Origin of the sequence: Metabacillus mangrovi (genome assembly GCF_009711125.1) — a bacterium.
In the GTDB taxonomy this organism is placed as follows: domain Bacteria; phylum Bacillota; class Bacilli; order Bacillales; family Bacillaceae; genus Metabacillus_B; species Metabacillus_B mangrovi.
On sequence record NZ_WMIB01000001.1, the window covers coordinates 13211 to 30849 of the forward strand.

The window sequence follows — 17639 nt, forward strand, 5'->3', positions numbered from 1 at the left end:
GTTCGCGGTGATCGCAAGGGGAATCGGATGATCCATTGCTGCGTAAAAATGGTTGACAGACAGATCTGTCCGCGTGTTTAATAGTTTATGTAGTGAATGGTTAATGAGGTGAACTAATTGGATGGGGAAAAATTGAAAGCATTTATACATAGATATGAGGAGGTCTATTTTTTTTCTGCTAAACGGGTCACGGCTCTGGTGACCGAGAAAGTACTCGAGGATATTACCATCGAGCAGTATCAGATTCTCAGGTACATAACCATGTACCCGAACTGCCAGGCCGTTATGCTGGCCGATTTGTGCGGGGTTAATAAAAGCGCGATCTCTGCAATGGTTGAAAGGCTCGTTCAAAAAGGATTCGTTGAACGGGTCCGTGATGAAAAAGACAGAAGAAATGTTTTTCTTGTCAGTACAAATAAAGGCAGAGATGTTTATGAAAAAGGGGAACAGCAGATTCAGAAATTTGTCGCAGATTACCTAACTGAGCTGACCGAAGCGGAGATTGATGGGTTTTTATCAGTGTTTGAAAAAATTTATGCCAGCATGGCTGAGAAAGAACGGGGTATGAAACATGATGAAAGGGATTATTAAGGCAAGATGGGTGCTGCTTGCAGCCTGGCTTGCTGCTGCGGTTATTCTGACGATTACCGCACCGAACATGGGAAATCTGGTAGCGGAAAAGGGGCAGATCTCCGTCCCTGACGGCTATTCATCATCTGTGGCAGGGGACCTGCTTGATGAGCAATCCTCTGAAACCGGATCTTCTCTGGCACTTGTTTTTCACAATGAGAAAAAGCTGACCTTGGATGAAAAATCAGAAATCCAAAAAGCCGCCGACCTTCTTGACAGCAAAAAGAGTGACCTCGGCATTGCATCAGTGACAACCCATTTCGATAATGAAGAGCTGGAAAAGCAAATGGTTTCTGGTGATGGGAAAACCATCCTTATAGCACTTTCGCTGGAAGAAGGCGGAAAGTCCGCTGCGGATAAAGCGGAAGATATCAAGAGAGAGCTTAAGACTTACAGTGTCGAGCATTACATGACCGGCAGCGAGCTTATCGATCAGGATGTTGTGGACAGTTCACAGGAGGGCCTCAAAAAGACGGAATACATTACTGTCGCCTTTATTTTAATTGTTCTTGTTCTCGTGTTCCGTTCGCTTGTCGCACCTGTCATACCGCTCATTACGGTTGGAGTGGCCTATATGGTCAGTCAGTCGGCTGTTGCCTATTTTGTAGAATATTTTAATTTTCCGCTCTCCACCTTTACACAGATTTTTATGGTGGCGGTGATGTTTGGAATCGGAACAGATTACTGTATCCTCCTCCTCAGCCGGTTTAAAGAGGAACTTGGAAATGGTTCAGAAAAAACGGAAGCGGTTATCAAAACGTTCAAAACAGCTGGAAGAACAGTGATATACAGCGGACTCGCAGTGTTCGCCGGGTTTGCTTCCATCGCTTTTGCAGAATTCAAGCTTTACCAGTCTGCGGTAGCGGTGGCAGTCGGAATTGCGTTTCTCATCCTCGCTTTGGTCACAATCGTGCCATTCTTTATGATGGTTCTCGGCAGCAGACTCTTCTGGCCGCTGAAAGGAAACATCGAGCATTCTGAAAGCCGTTCATGGGAATGGGCGGGGCGCTTTTCCTTCAAAAGGCCTTTGGTTGCGCTGCTGATCATTGCTGCAATGATTGCTCCCGCCCTTGTCCAGTACGATGGGAGTCTCTCCTTCAACTCACTTGATGAAATCGGGGATCAATATGAATCTGTAAAGGCGTTCAATATCATTTCAGACAGCTTTGGACCCGGAGAATCCCTTCCGGCAACGATTGTAATCAAAGATGATCAGGCTCTGAACAACAAAGAAAGCCTGGCTGTCATCGAAAAAATCAGTAAAGACCTTAATCAGATTGAAGATGTCGATAAAGTAAGAAGTGCCACAAGGCCCTTGGGGGATGAACTGGAAGACCTTGAGGTAGCCAGTCAGGCTGAGGAACTCGAGAAAGGCCTGAGTGAGGGGAACAAAGGTCTTCAGGAAATCGGGGATGGCCTCAATGATGCAGCAGAGCAGCTTTCAGGGTCCGAACCTCAGCTGAAAGAGGCGACTGCGGGGATTGACCAGCTTATCAGCGGCTCCAATGAATTAAAAAACGGAGTCAATTCTGTAGAAACAGCTTTAAAGGAAATCGAGAACGGCATGAACCAGGGTACAGCCGGTGCCATGGAAATTAAAAAACAAGTGGATGCTGCCAGGACCAGCGTAGACCAGCTGACTAAAGGAAGCAGTGCCATTCTTACGGGTTACCAGCAGGCTGAGACGCAGCTGGGTGAACTATCAAAGGGTCTTGCAGCCGTCAATCAAGGTGTAAAAGATTCACAGGAAGCGATCTCAGGCTTAAAGACACCTCTAAACAGTCTGGCTGAAAACCCTGCTTATCCGGGACTTCAAAATGATCCTGACTTCCAAACCGTTTACGGGACCGTTCTTGGATTGGAGGAAGGCATTACAGCACTCAGTGAGGCGTCTGAAACTCTTTCGGGAGGCTTGAACGCAGCACTTCCGGGAATCACAAAGGCAAATGCCGGACTGAGTGAAGTGAATAAGGGACAGCAGGAATTCAGTAAAGGACTCGGACAGCTTTCTGCAGGACTGGGTGAGCTTTCCAAAGGGTTGGAAGCTGCATCAGGCGGCCAGAACAAAGTGATTTCCAGCCTGCCCGCCATTTCAGACGGAGCGGGAGAGCTTGCTGAAGGGCAGACCGCCCTTAAAGAGGGATTAAGTCCATTTTCCGATCAGCTTGGGATCCTCACGAAAGGTCTTGATGACAGTGCTGAAGGTTTGAGCCAGGTATCAGGAGGTCTGAATGAGGCCAGCTCCTATCTTACAGGTCTGGCCAAGTCAAATACGGAAGGATTTTACCTGCCTGATGAGGTCCTTAAAAACGGCGAGTTTCAGCAGGTCTTTAACGAGTATATGTCCGAAGACAAAACGCTGACGACAATGGACATCATTCTGAAGGTAAATCCATATTCCAATGAAGCTCTTTCCAAAATGGACGAAGTCGAAGACTCTGTTAAACGGGCGGTAAAAGGAACGGAGCTTGAAAATGCCACTGTGGGAGTTTCCGGCGTTACAAGCACCTATGCCGACCTGAAGGAAATATCGGATTCGGATTACACCCGGACTGTACTTTTCATGATTGCTGCAATCCTCATCATACTCGCAGTATTGCTGAAATCGTTTGTGATGCCGGTGTATCTGGTCGGCTCGCTATTGATTACCTACTACTCAGCAAGTGCGATCTCAGAATGGATATTTACGGATCTGATGGGGTATGACGGCATAAACTGGGCCGTTCCTTTCTTCGGATTTGTCATATTGATGGCACTCGGCATCGATTATTCCATTTTCCTGATGGACCGGTTTAACGAATACAAGGACCTTGATGTCAAATCAGCCATGATTGCCGCCATGAAGAACATGGGTACCGTCATCATATCCGCTGCCATCATTCTTGCGGGTACGTTTGCCGCGATGCTGCCGTCCGGCGTGCTCTCGCTTCTGCAGATTGCAACACTTGTGCTGACGGGATTGATCCTCTACGCATTTGTGATCTTGCCGATTTTCGTACCTGTTATGGTTAAGGTATTTGATAAAGCAAACTGGTGGCCGTTCATGGGAAAACGGGATCAGTCATAAGAGGAAGATACGCCGGATGAGATCCGGCGTATTTTGCATACAGTCAAGGAATAGGCTATAACATTGCGGGATGTTTTCAACCTGCCGCAATAATAAAAGGTCTTCGTATTTCCTAAATGTTCCTCCAGTTGATATAATTACTGTTACGGTTGATTACATCAATAAATGGCTACACTACAAAGGAAAATCCTGAATCAGAGGAGTGAACGCATGGCTTACTTTACCGAAAACCAATCAAAGGTAAATGGAATGACGGTCCATACCATTAAAACGGATAAATACAAAACCAATACGCTCGTTTTGAAAATGATGGCTCCGCTGAAAGAGGAAGATGTGACAAAGAGAGCAATCCTTCCATATGTCCTGCAGAGGGCAACGGAAAGATTCCGGAAAACGTCCGAGCTGAGAAACTATTTGGATGAGCTGTACGGCGCCTCTCTTTTTGCCGATCTTTCCAAAAAGGTAGAAAACCATATCATTACCTTCCGCATGGAAGCAGCAAATGAAAAGTTTTTATCGGAAAAGACTCCTTTGCTCGAGGATGCGATCCGCCTGCTTTCGGATATCCTGCTGCGCCCGCTTGCTGCGAATGACCGGTTTGATCCTGAGATCGTTAAAGAAGAGACGAGGACGCTGAAACAGCGCATCCAGGCGGCATATGATGATAAAATGCGCTATTCCAATCTCAGGCTTGTTCAGGAAATGTGCGAAGGGGAGCCATATGCCCTGCATGTGAACGGTGAAATTGACCAGGCGGACAGCCTGACTCCGGAATCCATTTATGAATATTATCAAAAATCCTTAAAAGAAGATAAGCTGGATTTATACTTGATCGGAGATTTTGAAGAAGAGGAAGCACGGGGCATGATCGAGCGCCACTTCGATTTCCCTGCCAATGCCCATGCGTATCCGGAAAAAGAACCGCAGTCACGCAAAAGCATTGAACCAAAAGAAGTAATAGATGAAGAGGATGTAAAACAGGGGAAGCTTAACATTGGCTACAGAACCAATTGTGTTTACAGCGATCACGGCTATTATGCCCTTCAGGTGTTTAACGGGGTATTCGGCGGCTTCTCCCACTCCAAGCTTTTTATCAACGTGAGGGAAAAAGCAAGTCTCGCGTACTATGCAGCCTCACGGGTAGAATCGCATAAAGGGCTGCTTATGGTCATGTCTGGGATTGAAGTAGGCAACTTCGACCAGGCAGTAACAATTATAAAAGAACAGATGCAGGCGATGAAGAACGGAGATTTTACAGAGGACGACCTCGCCCAGACGAAGGGTGTCATCCGTAATCAGCTGCTTGAAACCATCGACACAAGCTATGGGCTCAGCGAACTGCTTTACCAGAATGCTGCAGCCAATACAGAACGCTCTTTTGAAGAGCTGCTGGACGGTATCTCTTCAGTGACAAAAGAAGAAGTAATAAAGGCTGCCGAACAAATTGAACTGGATACCATCTACTTTCTTAAAGGAACGGGGGCTTAAAAATGGCAAAACCGATGCAATTCGAACAGCTTCAGGAAGAGCTTTATCATGAAGTGATGGAGAACGGATTAAATGTGTATGTCCTTCCGAAAAAAGGGTTCAACAAAACATACGCAACGTTTACGACCCGGTACGGTTCCATTGATAACGAATTCGTTCCGCTCGGACAAAACGACATGAAAAAGGTACCGGATGGCATCGCCCACTTTTTAGAGCATAAGCTTTTTGAAAAAGAAGACGGGGATGTATTCCAGCAGTTCAGCAAACAAGGTGCGTCCTCTAATGCGTTTACTTCCTTCACCAGGACGGCCTACTTATTCTCAAGCACGTCTGATGCGGATCAAAACCTAGAAACGCTGATCGATTTCGTGCAGGATCCTTATTTTACAGAGAAATCAGTGGATAAGGAGAAAGGGATCATCGGCCAGGAAATCAATATGTATGAGGATAATCCCGACTGGAGGCTTTATTTTGGCCTGATCTCAAGCATGTATGAAAAGCACCCGGTAAAAATTGATATCGCTGGAACTGTAGAATCCATATCCCACATTACGAAGGATCTGCTCTACGAGTGCTATCACACCTTTTACCACCCAAGCAACATGCTCCTTTTCATCACAGGTCCGGTAGACCCTGCCGAGGTTTTGAAGCAGGTAAGGGATAACCAGCAGAAAAAAACCTTTGAAAAACCGGAACTGATCAAGCGGCCGGAGCTTTCTGAAAAAAGGGAAGTAAGCAAAAAAGACGAAAAACTCGCGATGAACGTCCAGTCCTCGAAATGCCTAATCGGCATAAAAGCACCGGAGACCGGCTTATCCGGCAAAGAGCTTCTGAAAAAAGAACTGACAGCAAACCTCGTGCTTGACGTTCTTTTCGGAAAAAGCTCAGATGCTTTTCAGAGCATGTACAGCAGCGGACTCATCGACGATACATTCAGCTATGATTATACCGAAGAGGAAAGCTTTGGCTTTGGCATGATCGGCGGCGATACCGACCAGCCTGAAGAGCTGGCAGCGAAGACGAAAGAGGTCCTTTTTGCAGCAAGGGAAGCGGGCATTGATGAAAAAAGACTGAAAACCGCCATCAAAAAAAGGATCGGTGCGTTCCTGAGGGCTGCCAATTCACCTGAATACATCGCCAACCAATTCACACGTTATGCTTTCAACGATATGAACCTTTTTGATGTGGTTCCTGTCCTTGAAGGCATCCAGAAAAAGGATGCGGATGAATTGCTTCAGATCCTGGCTGATGAAGACCAGCTCACCGTGTTCACGATCGTCCCAAAAGATAAAAAGACAAAAACCGCCGGCTGACTTCAGCCGGTATTTCTTTGAGGAGAGGAGAGGGCGGAATGAAACATGCGCTCATAACCGGCGCAAGCGGGGGAATAGGTTCTTCTGCCGCCATCAGGCTGAGCCGGGAAGGATACAGCCTTTATCTGCATTACTGCAGAAACGCCAAAAAAGCAGACGAATTAAAAGAAAAGCTGGAAGCAGAAGGGATACGATGCAGAACGATCCAATCCGACCTTTCAGCGCCGGACGGTCCTGACCGGCTGCTGAACCAGATCGAAGACCCGATTGACCTTGTCGTCTTATCAAGCGGGACGGCGCCATACGGGCTGATCACCGATCTGAGTGATCAAGAAGCAGCAGCCCAAATCCAGCTGCATGTCACAAGCCCATTTCTGCTTGTAAAAAAACTAACTCCCGGGATGGTGGCAAGAAAAGCCGGAAACATTGTGTTCATCACATCCATTTGGGGAGAAACAGGAGCCTCCTGCGAGGTCCTCTATTCGATGGCTAAAGGCGGCCAAAACCTGTTTGTCAAAGCGCTCGCGAAGGAACTCGCCCCAAGCGGCATCCGCGTAAACGCCGTTTCCCCGGGAGCAGTTTCAACAGACATGCTTGCCTCCTTTACCACGGAAGAACTATCGGCACTGCAGGAGGAGATCCCCGCAGGAAGAATCGGCAAGCCCGAAGAAGTCGCTGAAGCAGTTGCCTTTCTGGCCTCAGAAAAAGCCTCCTACATTACAGGTCACATTCTTTCAGTCAACGGAGGATGGAACTGAAAAACATGCATAAATTTCTCCCGTTCAGCAAAACTAACGTTGTAATTCATTTTGAGGACTGGAGGAATGACAATGTCCGTATTGAACAACTGGGATTCCTGGAAAAACTTCCTTGGGGACCGTCTTCACCATGCAGAAAACAGCGGAATGAGCCGCGAGACCGTTTCCGGCCTGGCATATGAAATCGGAGGATACCTGGCCAATCAGGTTGAATCCAAAAACGACCAGGAAAAAGTATTGGCTGATCTCTGGAGCGTAGCAAGCGAAGAAGAACAGCATGCAATCGCCAACATGATGGTGAAGCTTGTAAGCAACAACGGTACAGAAGGTCAAGGTACCCACTGAACCGGAAAGAGAGGCTGAAGCCTCTCTTTTTTTATGGAACGGGGCTTCCGTAGGATGCAGAATAAGAGGGCTGACCGGACTAGTCAAGATTGATGACGGATGGCAAGTAGCTGGAGGGATCGGACAAATTAGCGGCAGGAACGGACAAATTAAGATCGGTGACGGACAAAATAAGCAGCCTTCCGGACAGATAACTGGAGCTAACGGACAAATAACTGGGATCGGACAAATTAGCGGCAGGAACGGACAATTTAAGATCGGTGACGGACAAAATAAGCAGTTTGACGGCCAGATAAATGGGGCTAACGGACAAATAAATGGGAACGGACAAATTCGCGGCAGGAACGGACAAATTAAGATCGGTGACGGACAAAATAAGCAGTTTGACGGACAGATAACTGGTGCTAACGGACAAATAAATGGGATCGGACAAATAAGCAGCAGGAACGGACAAATTAAGATCGGTGACGGACAAAATATGCAGCCTGACGGACAGATAACTGGTGCTAACGGACAAATAAATGGAATCGGACAAATAAGCAGCAGGAACGGACAAATTAAGCGCTGTGACGGACAAATTAAGTGCGTTAACGGGAAATAATCCGCCTGCCAGCCACCCCTCATCCTCATCTGTATGCAGACTGCAATGCAGTAAAACCCCGCCTTCTCCACTGCCTGTTTGCTACTGTGAACTTCTTAGTATCCAAAGTCAGCCATTCTCCATGTTCTTCCTCCATTAAAAGGTTTAGGCAATTCTTCTTTCTAAATACAGAAAAATGCTTTATTATAAGTTTATAGGTACAGATCGCCTCAATCGAAAGGGGGATTCTTCTTGCAAAAGGAAGAATGGTACTTGGAGTATGAAATTCAGAAAAACCGGCCTGGTCTTCTTGGGGACGTATCGTCTCTTCTAGGGATGCTCTCTATTAACATCGTCACGATAAATGGTGTAGATGATTCCCGGCGGGGTCTGCTGCTTAAATGTGAACACAATGATCAAATCAAGCGACTTGAATCGATTTTACATACAATGGATACGATTACGGTTACCAAGTTAAGAAAACCGAAATTGCGCGACCGCCTGGCGGTCAGGCATGGACGATATATACAGCGTGATGCGGATGATAAAAAGACATTTCGCTTTGTAAGAGATGAACTGGGTCTTCTCGTTGATTTTATGGCAGAGCTGATGAAGCAGGACGGACATAAGCTGATTGGGATACGGGGGATGCCGCGTGTCGGCAAAACGGAGTCGATTGTCGCCTCCAGTGTATGCGCAAACAAACGATGGCTGTTTGTTTCTTCCACTTTGCTGAAACAAACGCTGCGGAGCCAGCTGATTGCTGACGAGTATGATTCCAACAACCTTTTTATCATTGACGGTATCGTGTCGACACGGAGAGGTACGGAACGCCATTTGCAGCTTGTACGGGAAATTATGCGCCTTTCGGCTACGAAAATTGTCGAACATCCAGATATTTTCGTGCAGAATACCGAATATTCGCTGGATGATTTTGATTACATTATTGAGCTTCGCAATGATCCCGATGAGGAGATTACATATGAGGATGCCGAGGAGCCGCAGATGTTTGACCAATCGGCGTTTTCTGGATTTGATTTTTAATTATGGAAGGTGTTATGTTTGAGTGAATTAGGAAACCGCCTGAAGCAAGCGAGGGAAGAGAAGCAGCTGACACTGGATGATTTGCAGTCATTGACGAAAATCCAGAAAAGATATCTGATCGGAATTGAAGAAGGCAATTACAAAATCATGCCGGGCAAATTTTACGTCCGCGCTTTTATTAAGCAGTACGCAGAAGCTGTCGGACTTGATCCGGACGAGCTTTTTGAACAATACCGGAGCGATGTGCCTGATAACGGCCACGATGAAGAACTTCCAGGCCAGCTTTCCAGAGTCCAGTCACAAAGAGAGCTTCCGGAAACGGCTTCAAAGGCCATTGATCTGCTTCCTAAATTGATTGTTATTGTATTAATCATTGCTGCAGCAGTAGTGCTGTGGATCATCGGCCAGAACTTTACAGGCGCCGAAAAGCCTAAAACCTCTCAGCCCGAAGCGGAGTCAATCGGCTCTGAAGTGAAAATGGATGATTCGCTTAAAGAGACTGAAAATGATAAAGAGGAGGAGAAGCCTGCCCAGGATCCTCCTGCTGAAAAGGCTGAACCCCCAAAAGAAGAGAAGCCTGCAGTATCAGTCAGCGGAAAAGCAACAGGGAGCGGTACTTCTGAGTACACGGTAACCGGTGCAGATCAATTGCAGATTGAATTAACAGGAAAAGGTTCTGCCTGGATTTCAGTAACAAGCGGAAAACAATCTCTTTATACCGGAACGCTGAAAAAAGGCACGACCGAAAAAGTAAACGCGGGCAGCCTAAAAGAAGCGAGAATCCGTATTGGAAATACAACAAATACAGATATTAAAGTAAACGGACAGCCGCTGAAATATGTCATTCAGCCTTCCGAACGCATGACCCAGACGATTACTCTTACTAAATCAGAAAAGCCATCAAGCTGATGGCTTTTCTTCCATTAAACGCATTGGAAGAGAAGGAGAATGAATGATGAATTTGCCTAATAAAATAACCGTTTCACGAATCCTGCTGATCCCGGTTTTCATGCTTATTATGCTTGCACCGCTGGACTGGGGGACCATCAGCCTGGCCGGCACTGAAATGCCTGTTACCCAGTTTGCCGGCGCCCTGCTGTTTATTTTAGCGTCCGTTACAGACTGGATAGACGGATACTATGCCCGTAAATACAATATGGTAACCAATCTTGGGAAGTTTCTGGATCCGCTGGCTGATAAGCTCCTCGTATCGGCAGCATTGATTATTCTCGTGGAGCTTCAGCTTGCTCCTTCCTGGATGGTTATCATTATCATAAGCAGGGAATTTGCAGTTACAGGGCTGCGGCTGATTTTGGCAAATGAAGGAGAAGTAGTGGCTGCCAACATGCTCGGCAAAATTAAAACATGGACGCAGATCATTGCGATTTCCCTTCTTCTGCTGAATAACTTCCCGTTCGAACCGCTCAATTTCCCGCTGGCGGATATTGCACTTTGGATTGCGGTCCTGTTTACAGTCATCTCGGGCTGGGATTATTTTGCGAAAAATAAAAAGGCCTTTCTGAACTCAAAATAATTAGCAAAGAGGGATTGTATGGATACAAAAACTGAAATTATTGCAGTAGGCTCCGAGCTCCTTCTTGGCCAGATCGCAAACACGAACGCCCAATTCATTTCATCTGAACTTGCCGAAATGGGGTTTAATACTTATTACCATACAGTTGCGGGCGATAACGCGGAAAGACTTACAGCTGCGATTGAAACAGCACGATCAAGATCAAATGTGATCATCTTCACTGGAGGACTCGGTCCGACGAAAGATGATCTGACAAAAGAAACAATCGCGGCAAACCTGAACCGGAGACTGGTGATGGATGAAGAAGCGATGGCATCGATCGAACGGTACTTTAAAAAAATAGACCGTAAAATGTCAGAAAACAACAGGAAACAGGCACTTGTGCTTGAGGGTTCCAGAATACTGAAAAACGAGACCGGCATGGCTCCCGGCATGGCTTTTGAATCGGAGGGAATCCACTATATTCTGCTGCCGGGCCCGCCATCTGAAATGCGCCCGATGTTCTCGAATTACGCCAGGCCGTATCTTTTGGAACAGCTTGGAGAACAGGAACAGATTATCTCCCGTGTCCTCCGGTATTTTGCAATAGGAGAATCCCAGCTTGAAGCAGAGCTTGAGGATTTGATCGATTCCCAATCCAACCCGACGATCGCGCCGCTTGCCGGGGAAGGGGAAGTGACCCTCAGACTGACATGCCGGCATAAAGAGGCGACCACAGCGGTTCAGCTTCTTAATGAGACAGAACAGAAGATAAATGAAAGAGTCGGAGAGTACTTTTACGGCTATGAAAATACGAGCATCATGCAGGTTCTTACCGATGAACTGATGGAGCGGAAGATTACGATTGCATCTGCTGAAAGCCTGACCGGCGGATTGTTTTCGGAACAGCTCACTACCGTCAAGGGGACATCAAGTGTTCTGATGGGAGGCATCGTCTGCTATACAAACGAGATGAAAGAGAACGTGCTGCGAGTTGATCCTGAAACTCTGGAAAAAGAAGGAGCAGTCAGTGAACAATGTGCAAGAGAACTTGCAGAGAACATCAGAAGCATCGCCGGAAGTGATATCGGTATAAGCTTTACCGGTGAAGCGGGTCCTGAACCAATGGAGGGTCATCCTGCAGGCACTGTGTTTATCGGGATTGCCTCCTCAGAAGAAACGGAGGTCCACAGGCTGGCCCTGGCTGGAAGCCGTGACGGGATCAGAAAAAGGTCTGTCAAATATGGATGCCGGCTATTGCTGAAGCACCTGCAAAAACATACAGCTCTCTGAAGCTGTATGTTTTTTTTGGACTTAAATTGGCTTTGATATTATAATTTTCCCTATAGCAAAAGAACATTTTTCATAGAGCAAATCAGAGAAATAATCGAATAAATGTTCGCCTTTTTTCTTGGCAAACGAGGTGAAATAGGATATAGTATTAGTAGGTTAAGAATATGAGGAGGAACGATAGATGAATGACCGTCAAGCAGCCTTGGATATGGCTTTAAAACAAATAGAAAAGCAGTTTGGTAAAGGTTCGATTATGAAGCTTGGAGAACAGACAGACCGTAAAGTTTCTACGGTGCCAAGCGGATCGCTCGCATTGGATGTAGCTCTGGGAATAGGCGGATATCCACGCGGCCGTATTATTGAAATCTACGGGCCGGAGAGCTCAGGTAAAACGACTGTAGCCCTTCACGCCATTGCCGAGGTTCAGCGCCAGGGGGGACAGGCTGCATTTATTGATGCCGAGCATGCCCTTGATCCGGTTTATGCGCAAAAACTTGGAGTTAACATCGATGAACTCCTTCTATCCCAGCCGGATACCGGTGAACAGGCACTTGAAATTGCCGAGGCCCTTGTCCGAAGCGGAGCAGTTGACATCCTGGTTATCGATTCAGTGGCAGCACTTGTGCCTAAAGCAGAGATTGAAGGAGAAATGGGAGACTCCCATGTCGGGCTTCAGGCTCGCCTGATGTCCCAGGCTCTCAGAAAATTATCCGGTGCCATCAGCAAGTCTAAAACGATCGCCATTTTCATTAACCAAATACGTGAAAAAGTAGGCGTTATGTTCGGGAATCCTGAAACTACACCGGGTGGACGGGCTCTGAAATTCTATTCTTCTGTCCGCCTCGAAGTGCGCCGTGCCGAGCAGCTCAAGCAGGGGAACGATGTAATGGGGAACAAAACAAAAATTAAAGTGGTTAAAAATAAAGTTGCTCCTCCATTCAGAACAGCTGAAGTTGATATTATGTACGGTGAAGGGATCTCCAGAGAAGGGGAAATCATCGACATGGGAACGGATCTCGATATCGTTCAGAAGAGCGGTTCCTGGTATTCCTTCAATGAGGACCGTCTCGGACAGGGACGCGAGAATTCGAAGCAGTTCCTGAAGGAAAATACCAATATTGCATCTATTATTCATAAGCAAATCAGGGACCATTATAATCTTGATGCAGAGGTTGAGGCTCCTGCTGAAGATGAAGAGCTGTTTGAACTGGAAGACTAAGAACGATCCGGAAAGAGGGGGAAACCCCTCTTTTTATTATGGGGAAAGTAGAGGGGTCAAGCGTGACGGCAGAGCGGGATGCTGAACGAAACACTATACACTGTAAAGTATATACTCACCCGCGGGACACAGCGGTTTGGAAGCAAAAGTTCTGCCTGCCAGCCTGAAACTGCGACGATTTTGGAGGAAACGGGCCAAACAGGCAGAATGACTGGCTTGACAAGTATTTTTTACAACTATACAATGAAATTGTGTATTTTGTTTTATTTTTAGTATTTTTTAACAAAGGCTTGATGATTTTGGCTAAAGCAACTTTTGATTGCTTTTAGCTTCAACTAAAATCATCCTGAAAAAAACTTGTGCAGTATATTGAGGAAATCTTTGAAACAATGTACGTGCCGACACATTATTTGCAAGTAATGTTCATAGCAAGAGGAGGTGAGATAATGGACGCAACACTTATCATCTCCATTTTGCTTGGCCTAATCGTAGGTGTCGTTGTTGGCTATTTTGTTCGCAAATCGATTGCTGAAGCGAAGATTGCCGGTGCAAGAAGTGCAGCCGAGCAAATTCTTGATGAAGGAAAACGCGAAGCTGAAGCAGCTAAGAAAGAAGCGATGCTTGAAGCGAAAGATGAGATTCACAAGCTTCGAACGGATGCCGAACAAGAAATTCGTGATCGTCGAAACGAGCTGCAAAAACAGGAAAACCGATTGTTGCAAAAAGAGGAAAACCTTGACCGGAAAGATGACTCCCTGGATAAAAGGGAAGGCATTCTGGACCGCAAGGAAAGCTCTTTAGCTGAAAGACAACAACATATTGAAGAGACGGAAAGCAAAGTGGATGAGATGATTCGCAGGCAGCAGTTAGAACTTGAGCGGGTATCTGGCCTATCAAGGGATTCTGCCAGACAGATCATTCTTGACAAGGTAGAAAATGAGCTTTCCCATGATCTCGCTGTCATGATTAAGGAGAGCGAGACCCGTGCGAAGGAAGAAGCGGATAAACGGGCAAAAGAGATTCTTTCACTGGCCCTGCAGCGCTGTGCTGCAGACCATGTGGCAGAAACGACAGTATCCGTTGTCAACCTTCCGAATGATGAAATGAAAGGCCGCATCATCGGGAGGGAAGGACGCAACATCCGGACGCTGGAAACTCTTACGGGTATTGATTTGATTATCGATGATACTCCGGAAGCAGTTATCCTCTCAGGCTTCGATCCGATCCGAAGGGAGACGGCAAGAATTGCCCTGGACAAGCTCGTTCAGGATGGCCGTATTCATCCTGCCCGGATTGAGGAGATGGTTGAGAAGTCCCGCCGTGAAGTTGATGAGTTCATCCGGGAAACCGGGGAACAAACAACATTTGAAGTCGGTGTGCATGGCCTTCATCCGGATCTGATCAAAATTCTCGGCCGTCTGAAATTCAGAACGAGTTACGGCCAGAATGTTCTGAAGCATTCGATGGAGGTAGCTTACCTTTCAGGACTGATGGCGGCAGAGCTTGGAGAAGATGTTACGCTCGCCAAACGGGCAGGTCTTCTTCATGATATCGGAAAAGCAATCGATCATGAAGTGGAAGGAAGCCACGTCGAGATCGGCGTTGAGCTGGCCGGCAAGTATAAGGAGCATCCGGTAGTTATCAACAGCATCGCTTCCCACCATGGAGATCAGGAGCCGACTTCGATCATCGCGGTCATTGTCGCTGCTGCTGATGCATTATCTGCTGCAAGACCTGGTGCAAGAAGCGAGACGCTTGAGAACTACATCCGCCGTCTTGAAAAGCTTGAGGAGATTTCCGAGTCTTATGAAGGCGTGGAAAAATCCTTTGCTATTCAGGCTGGCCGCGAGGTACGGATCATGGTCAAACCGGACAGCATCGATGACCTTCAGGCCCACAGACTGGCGCGTGATATCCGGAAGAGGATCGAGGAAGAACTCGATTATCCGGGCCACATCAAAGTCACTGTCATAAGAGAAACAAGAGCTGTTGAATACGCAAAATAACCCTTTCTGCAGCTTTAAACAAATGCAGGTGAGGGCAAAATAAAGCGGTGCATTGCGCCGCTTTATTTTTTTTTCAATCCCCTTAGGAAAGGAATCAAATGATGAAACTATTGTTTATTGGAGATATTGTCGGATCACCGGGACGGGAAATGCTGAAAACCTATTTGCCAAGACTGAAATCAAGTTACCGCCCCGACTGCACAATCGTGAATGGAGAGAATGCAGCCCACGGAAAAGGACTCACTGAAAAAAACTTCCATGAGCTTGTGGAAGCGGGTGCCCAGGTGGTTACAATGGGGAACCATACGTGGGATAAAAGGGAAATAACAGACTACATAGATAAGACTCCAAATTTGATCAGGCCGGCTAATTATCCAGAAGGGACTCCTGGTAAGGGCATGTTTTTTCAAAAAATGGGTAATAAAGAAATAGCCGTGATAAACCTGCAGGGACGCACCTTTCTGCCGGCCATTGACTGTCCTTTCAGAAAAGCGGATGAACTTGTAGAAGAGGCAAGAAAGAGAACACCCTATATTTTTGTGGATTTCCATGCAGAAGCGACGAGTGAGAAGCAGGCTATGGGATGGTATCTTGACGGAAGAGTATCAGCAGTAGTCGGAACTCATACGCATGTGCAGACCGCCGATGAAAGAGTTTTGGCAAAGGGAACCGCCTATATCTCGGATGCAGGGATGACCGGTCCATATGATGGCGTGCTGGGAGTTGCCCAGGAACCGGTGATCAGGCGCTTCTTAACCAGTCTTCCAGCAAGGTTTGACGTAGCGGAAGGAAGAACCCAGCTATGCGGGGCAGTCATTACTCTGGATAGCAAAACAGGGATGGCGCAGTCGATTAAACGGATTTTAATCAATGATGACCATCCATATTTTGATTGAATTTTTCGAAAAAACGGCTGTTAAGGCAGGAATACCACTTTGCACTAGTGAATATAAGTAGTATTGGAATGAATAGCCAATTGTTCAAAGTGAAGGGGATGCGTTTTGAACAGGATTTACCAGCGGTTGGCCCAATGATCTTCTGCGATCCTTGGAAATGAATAAGGGGGAAAACAGTAATGGAAATATTAAAAGTTTCAGCCAAGTCCAATCCTAATTCCGTAGCTGGAGCACTTGCAGGAGTTCTCCGTGAACGCGGAAACGCTGAAATCCAGGCAATCGGAGCGGGTGCACTTAACCAGGCAGTGAAAGCGGTAGCGATTGCAAGAGGTTTTGTAGCCCCTAGCGGAGTCGATTTAATTTGTATTCCGGCATTTACTGATATTTTGATTGATGGCGAAGAACGGACAGCGATCAAGCTGATTGTAGAACCGCGCTGAATAAATAAGGGAGGCTGACCGGCTACGGCATGACCATACCGCCAAACGGCATGGACATGCTGTGGGTTCGGCGGCCTCTTTATTTATATAAGAGAACAGCGGTTTGGATAAGGAGACAGGGATGCTGAAAATCTTTGATGCACATTGCGACATGCTCCTCAAACTATGGCAGAATCCGGCGGCCGATCCTTGGGATGGTGCCGGTCTTCATACCAATTTAAAGAAAATGGTTTCACATGGTGCCAAAATCCAGTCAATGGCTGTTTTTGCACCGCCCGAACTGCCGCTTGTTGATGCGTATCGGGCTGCCGAAGCCCAGATTCAAATTCTTAAAGACAAAATTCTCAAACATCATCCGCAATTTAAGCTGATCACTTCAAAAAACCAGGCAGATCAGCTGAAAAATGATGAAATCGGCCTGATTCTTGCTCTTGAAGGGTGTGACTGCCTCGGTCACCAGCCGGAAAAAGCCGCCGTTTTCCATAACCAGGGTGTAAGAATTTTTAACCTGACCTGGAACTATGCTAACTTTTTTGCAGATGGAGCTCTTGAAACACGGAATGCAGGACTCAGCAAATATGGAGAAAAGCTTGCAGAAGCGATTGGGGAGCTCGGCGGATGGATTGATGTATCTCATCTGAATGAAAGAAGCTTCTGGGACGTCCTTGAGAAGGGGAAGCATGTAGCAGCCACCCATTCCAATTGCCATGCTCTAATGCCGCATCCGAGAAACCTCAGAGATTCTCAGATTCAGGCGCTTATTGAAAGGGATGCTCCGATTGGCATCACCTTTGTTCCTGATTTTACAAGCAGGCAAAAGCCATCGATCGCAAAGCTTCTTCTGCACCTTGAACACATTTGTTCGCTGGGGGGAGCACATCACGCAGGCTTTGGGTCCGATTTTGACGGAATCGAAGAAACCATTCCCGGATTGGGCGGATATGAAGAATACGATCACCTGCTGAACGAGTTGTACAAAAGATATCCGGCAGATCTTGCGGATGGATTCGTATACAGGAACTTTGCGGACCGAATTCCATTTTAATT

At 46.7% G+C, this 17639-nt stretch carries 16 protein-coding genes; 15 read left to right on the plus strand and 1 reads right to left on the minus strand.

Going from position 1 to position 17639, the window contains the following annotated elements; genetic code table 11:
• The first annotated feature begins 117 nt into the window (after positions 1 to 117).
• From GKZ89_RS00055 to GKZ89_RS00080, 6 genes are all read left to right on the plus strand, one after another.
• The gene (locus GKZ89_RS00055; RefSeq protein WP_155110347.1) at positions 118 to 591 is read left to right on the plus strand and encodes a MarR family winged helix-turn-helix transcriptional regulator; all 474 of its coding nucleotides are present in this window, start codon (positions 118 to 120) and stop codon (positions 589 to 591) included.
• Positions 572 to 3697 (plus strand): efflux RND transporter permease subunit, encoded by a 3126-nt coding sequence (locus GKZ89_RS00060; RefSeq protein ID WP_338324864.1) that lies wholly within the window; start codon positions 572 to 574, stop codon positions 3695 to 3697. The genes GKZ89_RS00055 and GKZ89_RS00060 overlap by 20 nt, the downstream gene beginning before the upstream one ends.
• A gap of 210 nt (positions 3698 to 3907) precedes the next feature.
• Positions 3908 to 5185, plus strand: coding sequence for an EF-P 5-aminopentanol modification-associated protein YfmF (gene yfmF / locus GKZ89_RS00065; RefSeq protein ID WP_155110348.1), 1278 nt, complete (start codon positions 3908 to 3910; stop codon positions 5183 to 5185).
• 2 nt (positions 5186 to 5187) lie between these two features.
• Positions 5188 to 6498, plus strand: a complete 1311-nt coding sequence (gene yfmH / locus GKZ89_RS00070) for an EF-P 5-aminopentanol modification-associated protein YfmH (protein WP_155110349.1) — start codon at positions 5188 to 5190, stop codon at positions 6496 to 6498.
• Positions 6499 to 6536: 38 nt separating this feature from the next.
• Positions 6537 to 7256: an elongation factor P 5-aminopentanone reductase gene (gene ymfI / locus GKZ89_RS00075; RefSeq protein WP_155110350.1), complete on the plus strand. Its 720-nt coding sequence runs from the start codon at positions 6537 to 6539 to the stop codon at positions 7254 to 7256.
• Positions 7257 to 7328: 72 nt separating this feature from the next.
• On the plus strand, positions 7329 to 7601 hold the full coding sequence (locus tag GKZ89_RS00080) for a DUF3243 domain-containing protein (RefSeq protein WP_155110351.1): 273 nt from the start codon (positions 7329 to 7331) through the stop codon (positions 7599 to 7601).
• A 79-nt stretch (positions 7602 to 7680) separates the two neighbouring features.
• Here GKZ89_RS00080 and GKZ89_RS00085 read toward each other — a convergent pair whose 3' ends face one another.
• Positions 7681 to 8178, minus strand: a complete 498-nt coding sequence (locus GKZ89_RS00085) for a hypothetical protein (protein ID WP_155110352.1) — start codon at positions 8176 to 8178, stop codon at positions 7681 to 7683.
• 255 nt (positions 8179 to 8433) lie between these two features.
• Between GKZ89_RS00085 and GKZ89_RS00090 the strand changes: the two genes are divergently transcribed.
• The 9 genes from GKZ89_RS00090 (at position 8434) to GKZ89_RS00130 (ending at position 17637) form a co-directional block, all read left to right on the plus strand.
• A complete protein-coding gene (locus GKZ89_RS00090) occupies positions 8434 to 9225 on the plus strand; it encodes a YmfK family protein (RefSeq protein ID WP_155110353.1) in 792 nt (263 codons plus the stop codon).
• An 18-nt stretch (positions 9226 to 9243) separates the two neighbouring features.
• Positions 9244 to 10134, plus strand: a complete 891-nt coding sequence (locus GKZ89_RS00095; protein WP_155110354.1) for a helix-turn-helix domain-containing protein — start codon at positions 9244 to 9246, stop codon at positions 10132 to 10134.
• A 46-nt stretch (positions 10135 to 10180) separates the two neighbouring features.
• The gene (pgsA, locus tag GKZ89_RS00100) at positions 10181 to 10759 is read left to right on the plus strand and encodes a CDP-diacylglycerol--glycerol-3-phosphate 3-phosphatidyltransferase (RefSeq protein WP_155110355.1); all 579 of its coding nucleotides are present in this window, start codon (positions 10181 to 10183) and stop codon (positions 10757 to 10759) included.
• A gap of 18 nt (positions 10760 to 10777) precedes the next feature.
• On the plus strand, positions 10778 to 12031 hold the full coding sequence (locus GKZ89_RS00105; RefSeq protein WP_155110356.1) for a competence/damage-inducible protein A: 1254 nt from the start codon (positions 10778 to 10780) through the stop codon (positions 12029 to 12031).
• 181 nt (positions 12032 to 12212) lie between these two features.
• Complete coding sequence (gene recA / locus GKZ89_RS00110; RefSeq protein WP_155110357.1) at positions 12213 to 13250, plus strand: recombinase RecA; 1038 nt, start codon at positions 12213 to 12215, stop codon at positions 13248 to 13250.
• 446 nt (positions 13251 to 13696) lie between these two features.
• Positions 13697 to 15256: a ribonuclease Y gene (gene rny / locus GKZ89_RS00115; RefSeq protein WP_155110358.1), complete on the plus strand. Its 1560-nt coding sequence runs from the start codon at positions 13697 to 13699 to the stop codon at positions 15254 to 15256.
• A 101-nt stretch (positions 15257 to 15357) separates the two neighbouring features.
• Positions 15358 to 16152 carry a TIGR00282 family metallophosphoesterase gene (locus GKZ89_RS00120; RefSeq protein ID WP_155111053.1) on the plus strand — a complete coding sequence of 265 codons (795 nt, stop codon included), beginning with the start codon at positions 15358 to 15360 and terminating at the stop codon, positions 16150 to 16152.
• 179 nt (positions 16153 to 16331) lie between these two features.
• A complete protein-coding gene (gene spoVS / locus GKZ89_RS00125; RefSeq protein WP_009330666.1) occupies positions 16332 to 16592 on the plus strand; it encodes a stage V sporulation protein SpoVS in 261 nt (86 codons plus the stop codon).
• Between the two features lie 121 nt (positions 16593 to 16713).
• Complete coding sequence (locus tag GKZ89_RS00130; RefSeq protein WP_155110359.1) at positions 16714 to 17637, plus strand: dipeptidase; 924 nt, start codon at positions 16714 to 16716, stop codon at positions 17635 to 17637.
• The last annotated feature ends 2 nt before the right edge of the window (positions 17638 to 17639 follow it).

Bases quoted from the DNA above. Each gene is read 5' to 3' on its own strand.
- spoVS (WP_009330666.1), top strand. From the start codon at position 16,332: ATGGAAATATTAAAAGTTTCAGCCAAGTCCAATCCTAATTCCGTAGCT.
- GKZ89_RS00080 (WP_155110351.1), top strand. From the start codon at position 7,329: ATGTCCGTATTGAACAACTGGGATTCCTGGAAAAACTTCCTTGGGGAC.
- rny (WP_155110358.1), top strand. From the start codon at position 13,697: ATGGACGCAACACTTATCATCTCCATTTTGCTTGGCCTAATCGTAGGT.
- yfmH (WP_155110349.1), top strand. From the start codon at position 5,188: ATGGCAAAACCGATGCAATTCGAACAGCTTCAGGAAGAGCTTTATCAT.
- GKZ89_RS00060 (WP_338324864.1), top strand. From the start codon at position 572: ATGATGAAAGGGATTATTAAGGCAAGATGGGTGCTGCTTGCAGCCTGG.
- ymfI (WP_155110350.1), top strand. From the start codon at position 6,537: ATGAAACATGCGCTCATAACCGGCGCAAGCGGGGGAATAGGTTCTTCT.
- pgsA (WP_155110355.1), top strand. From the start codon at position 10,181: ATGAATTTGCCTAATAAAATAACCGTTTCACGAATCCTGCTGATCCCG.
- yfmF (WP_155110348.1), top strand. From the start codon at position 3,908: ATGGCTTACTTTACCGAAAACCAATCAAAGGTAAATGGAATGACGGTC.
- GKZ89_RS00120 (WP_155111053.1), top strand. From the start codon at position 15,358: ATGAAACTATTGTTTATTGGAGATATTGTCGGATCACCGGGACGGGAA.
- recA (WP_155110357.1), top strand. From the start codon at position 12,213: ATGAATGACCGTCAAGCAGCCTTGGATATGGCTTTAAAACAAATAGAA.
- GKZ89_RS00105 (WP_155110356.1), top strand. From the start codon at position 10,778: ATGGATACAAAAACTGAAATTATTGCAGTAGGCTCCGAGCTCCTTCTT.
- GKZ89_RS00130 (WP_155110359.1), top strand. From the start codon at position 16,714: ATGCTGAAAATCTTTGATGCACATTGCGACATGCTCCTCAAACTATGG.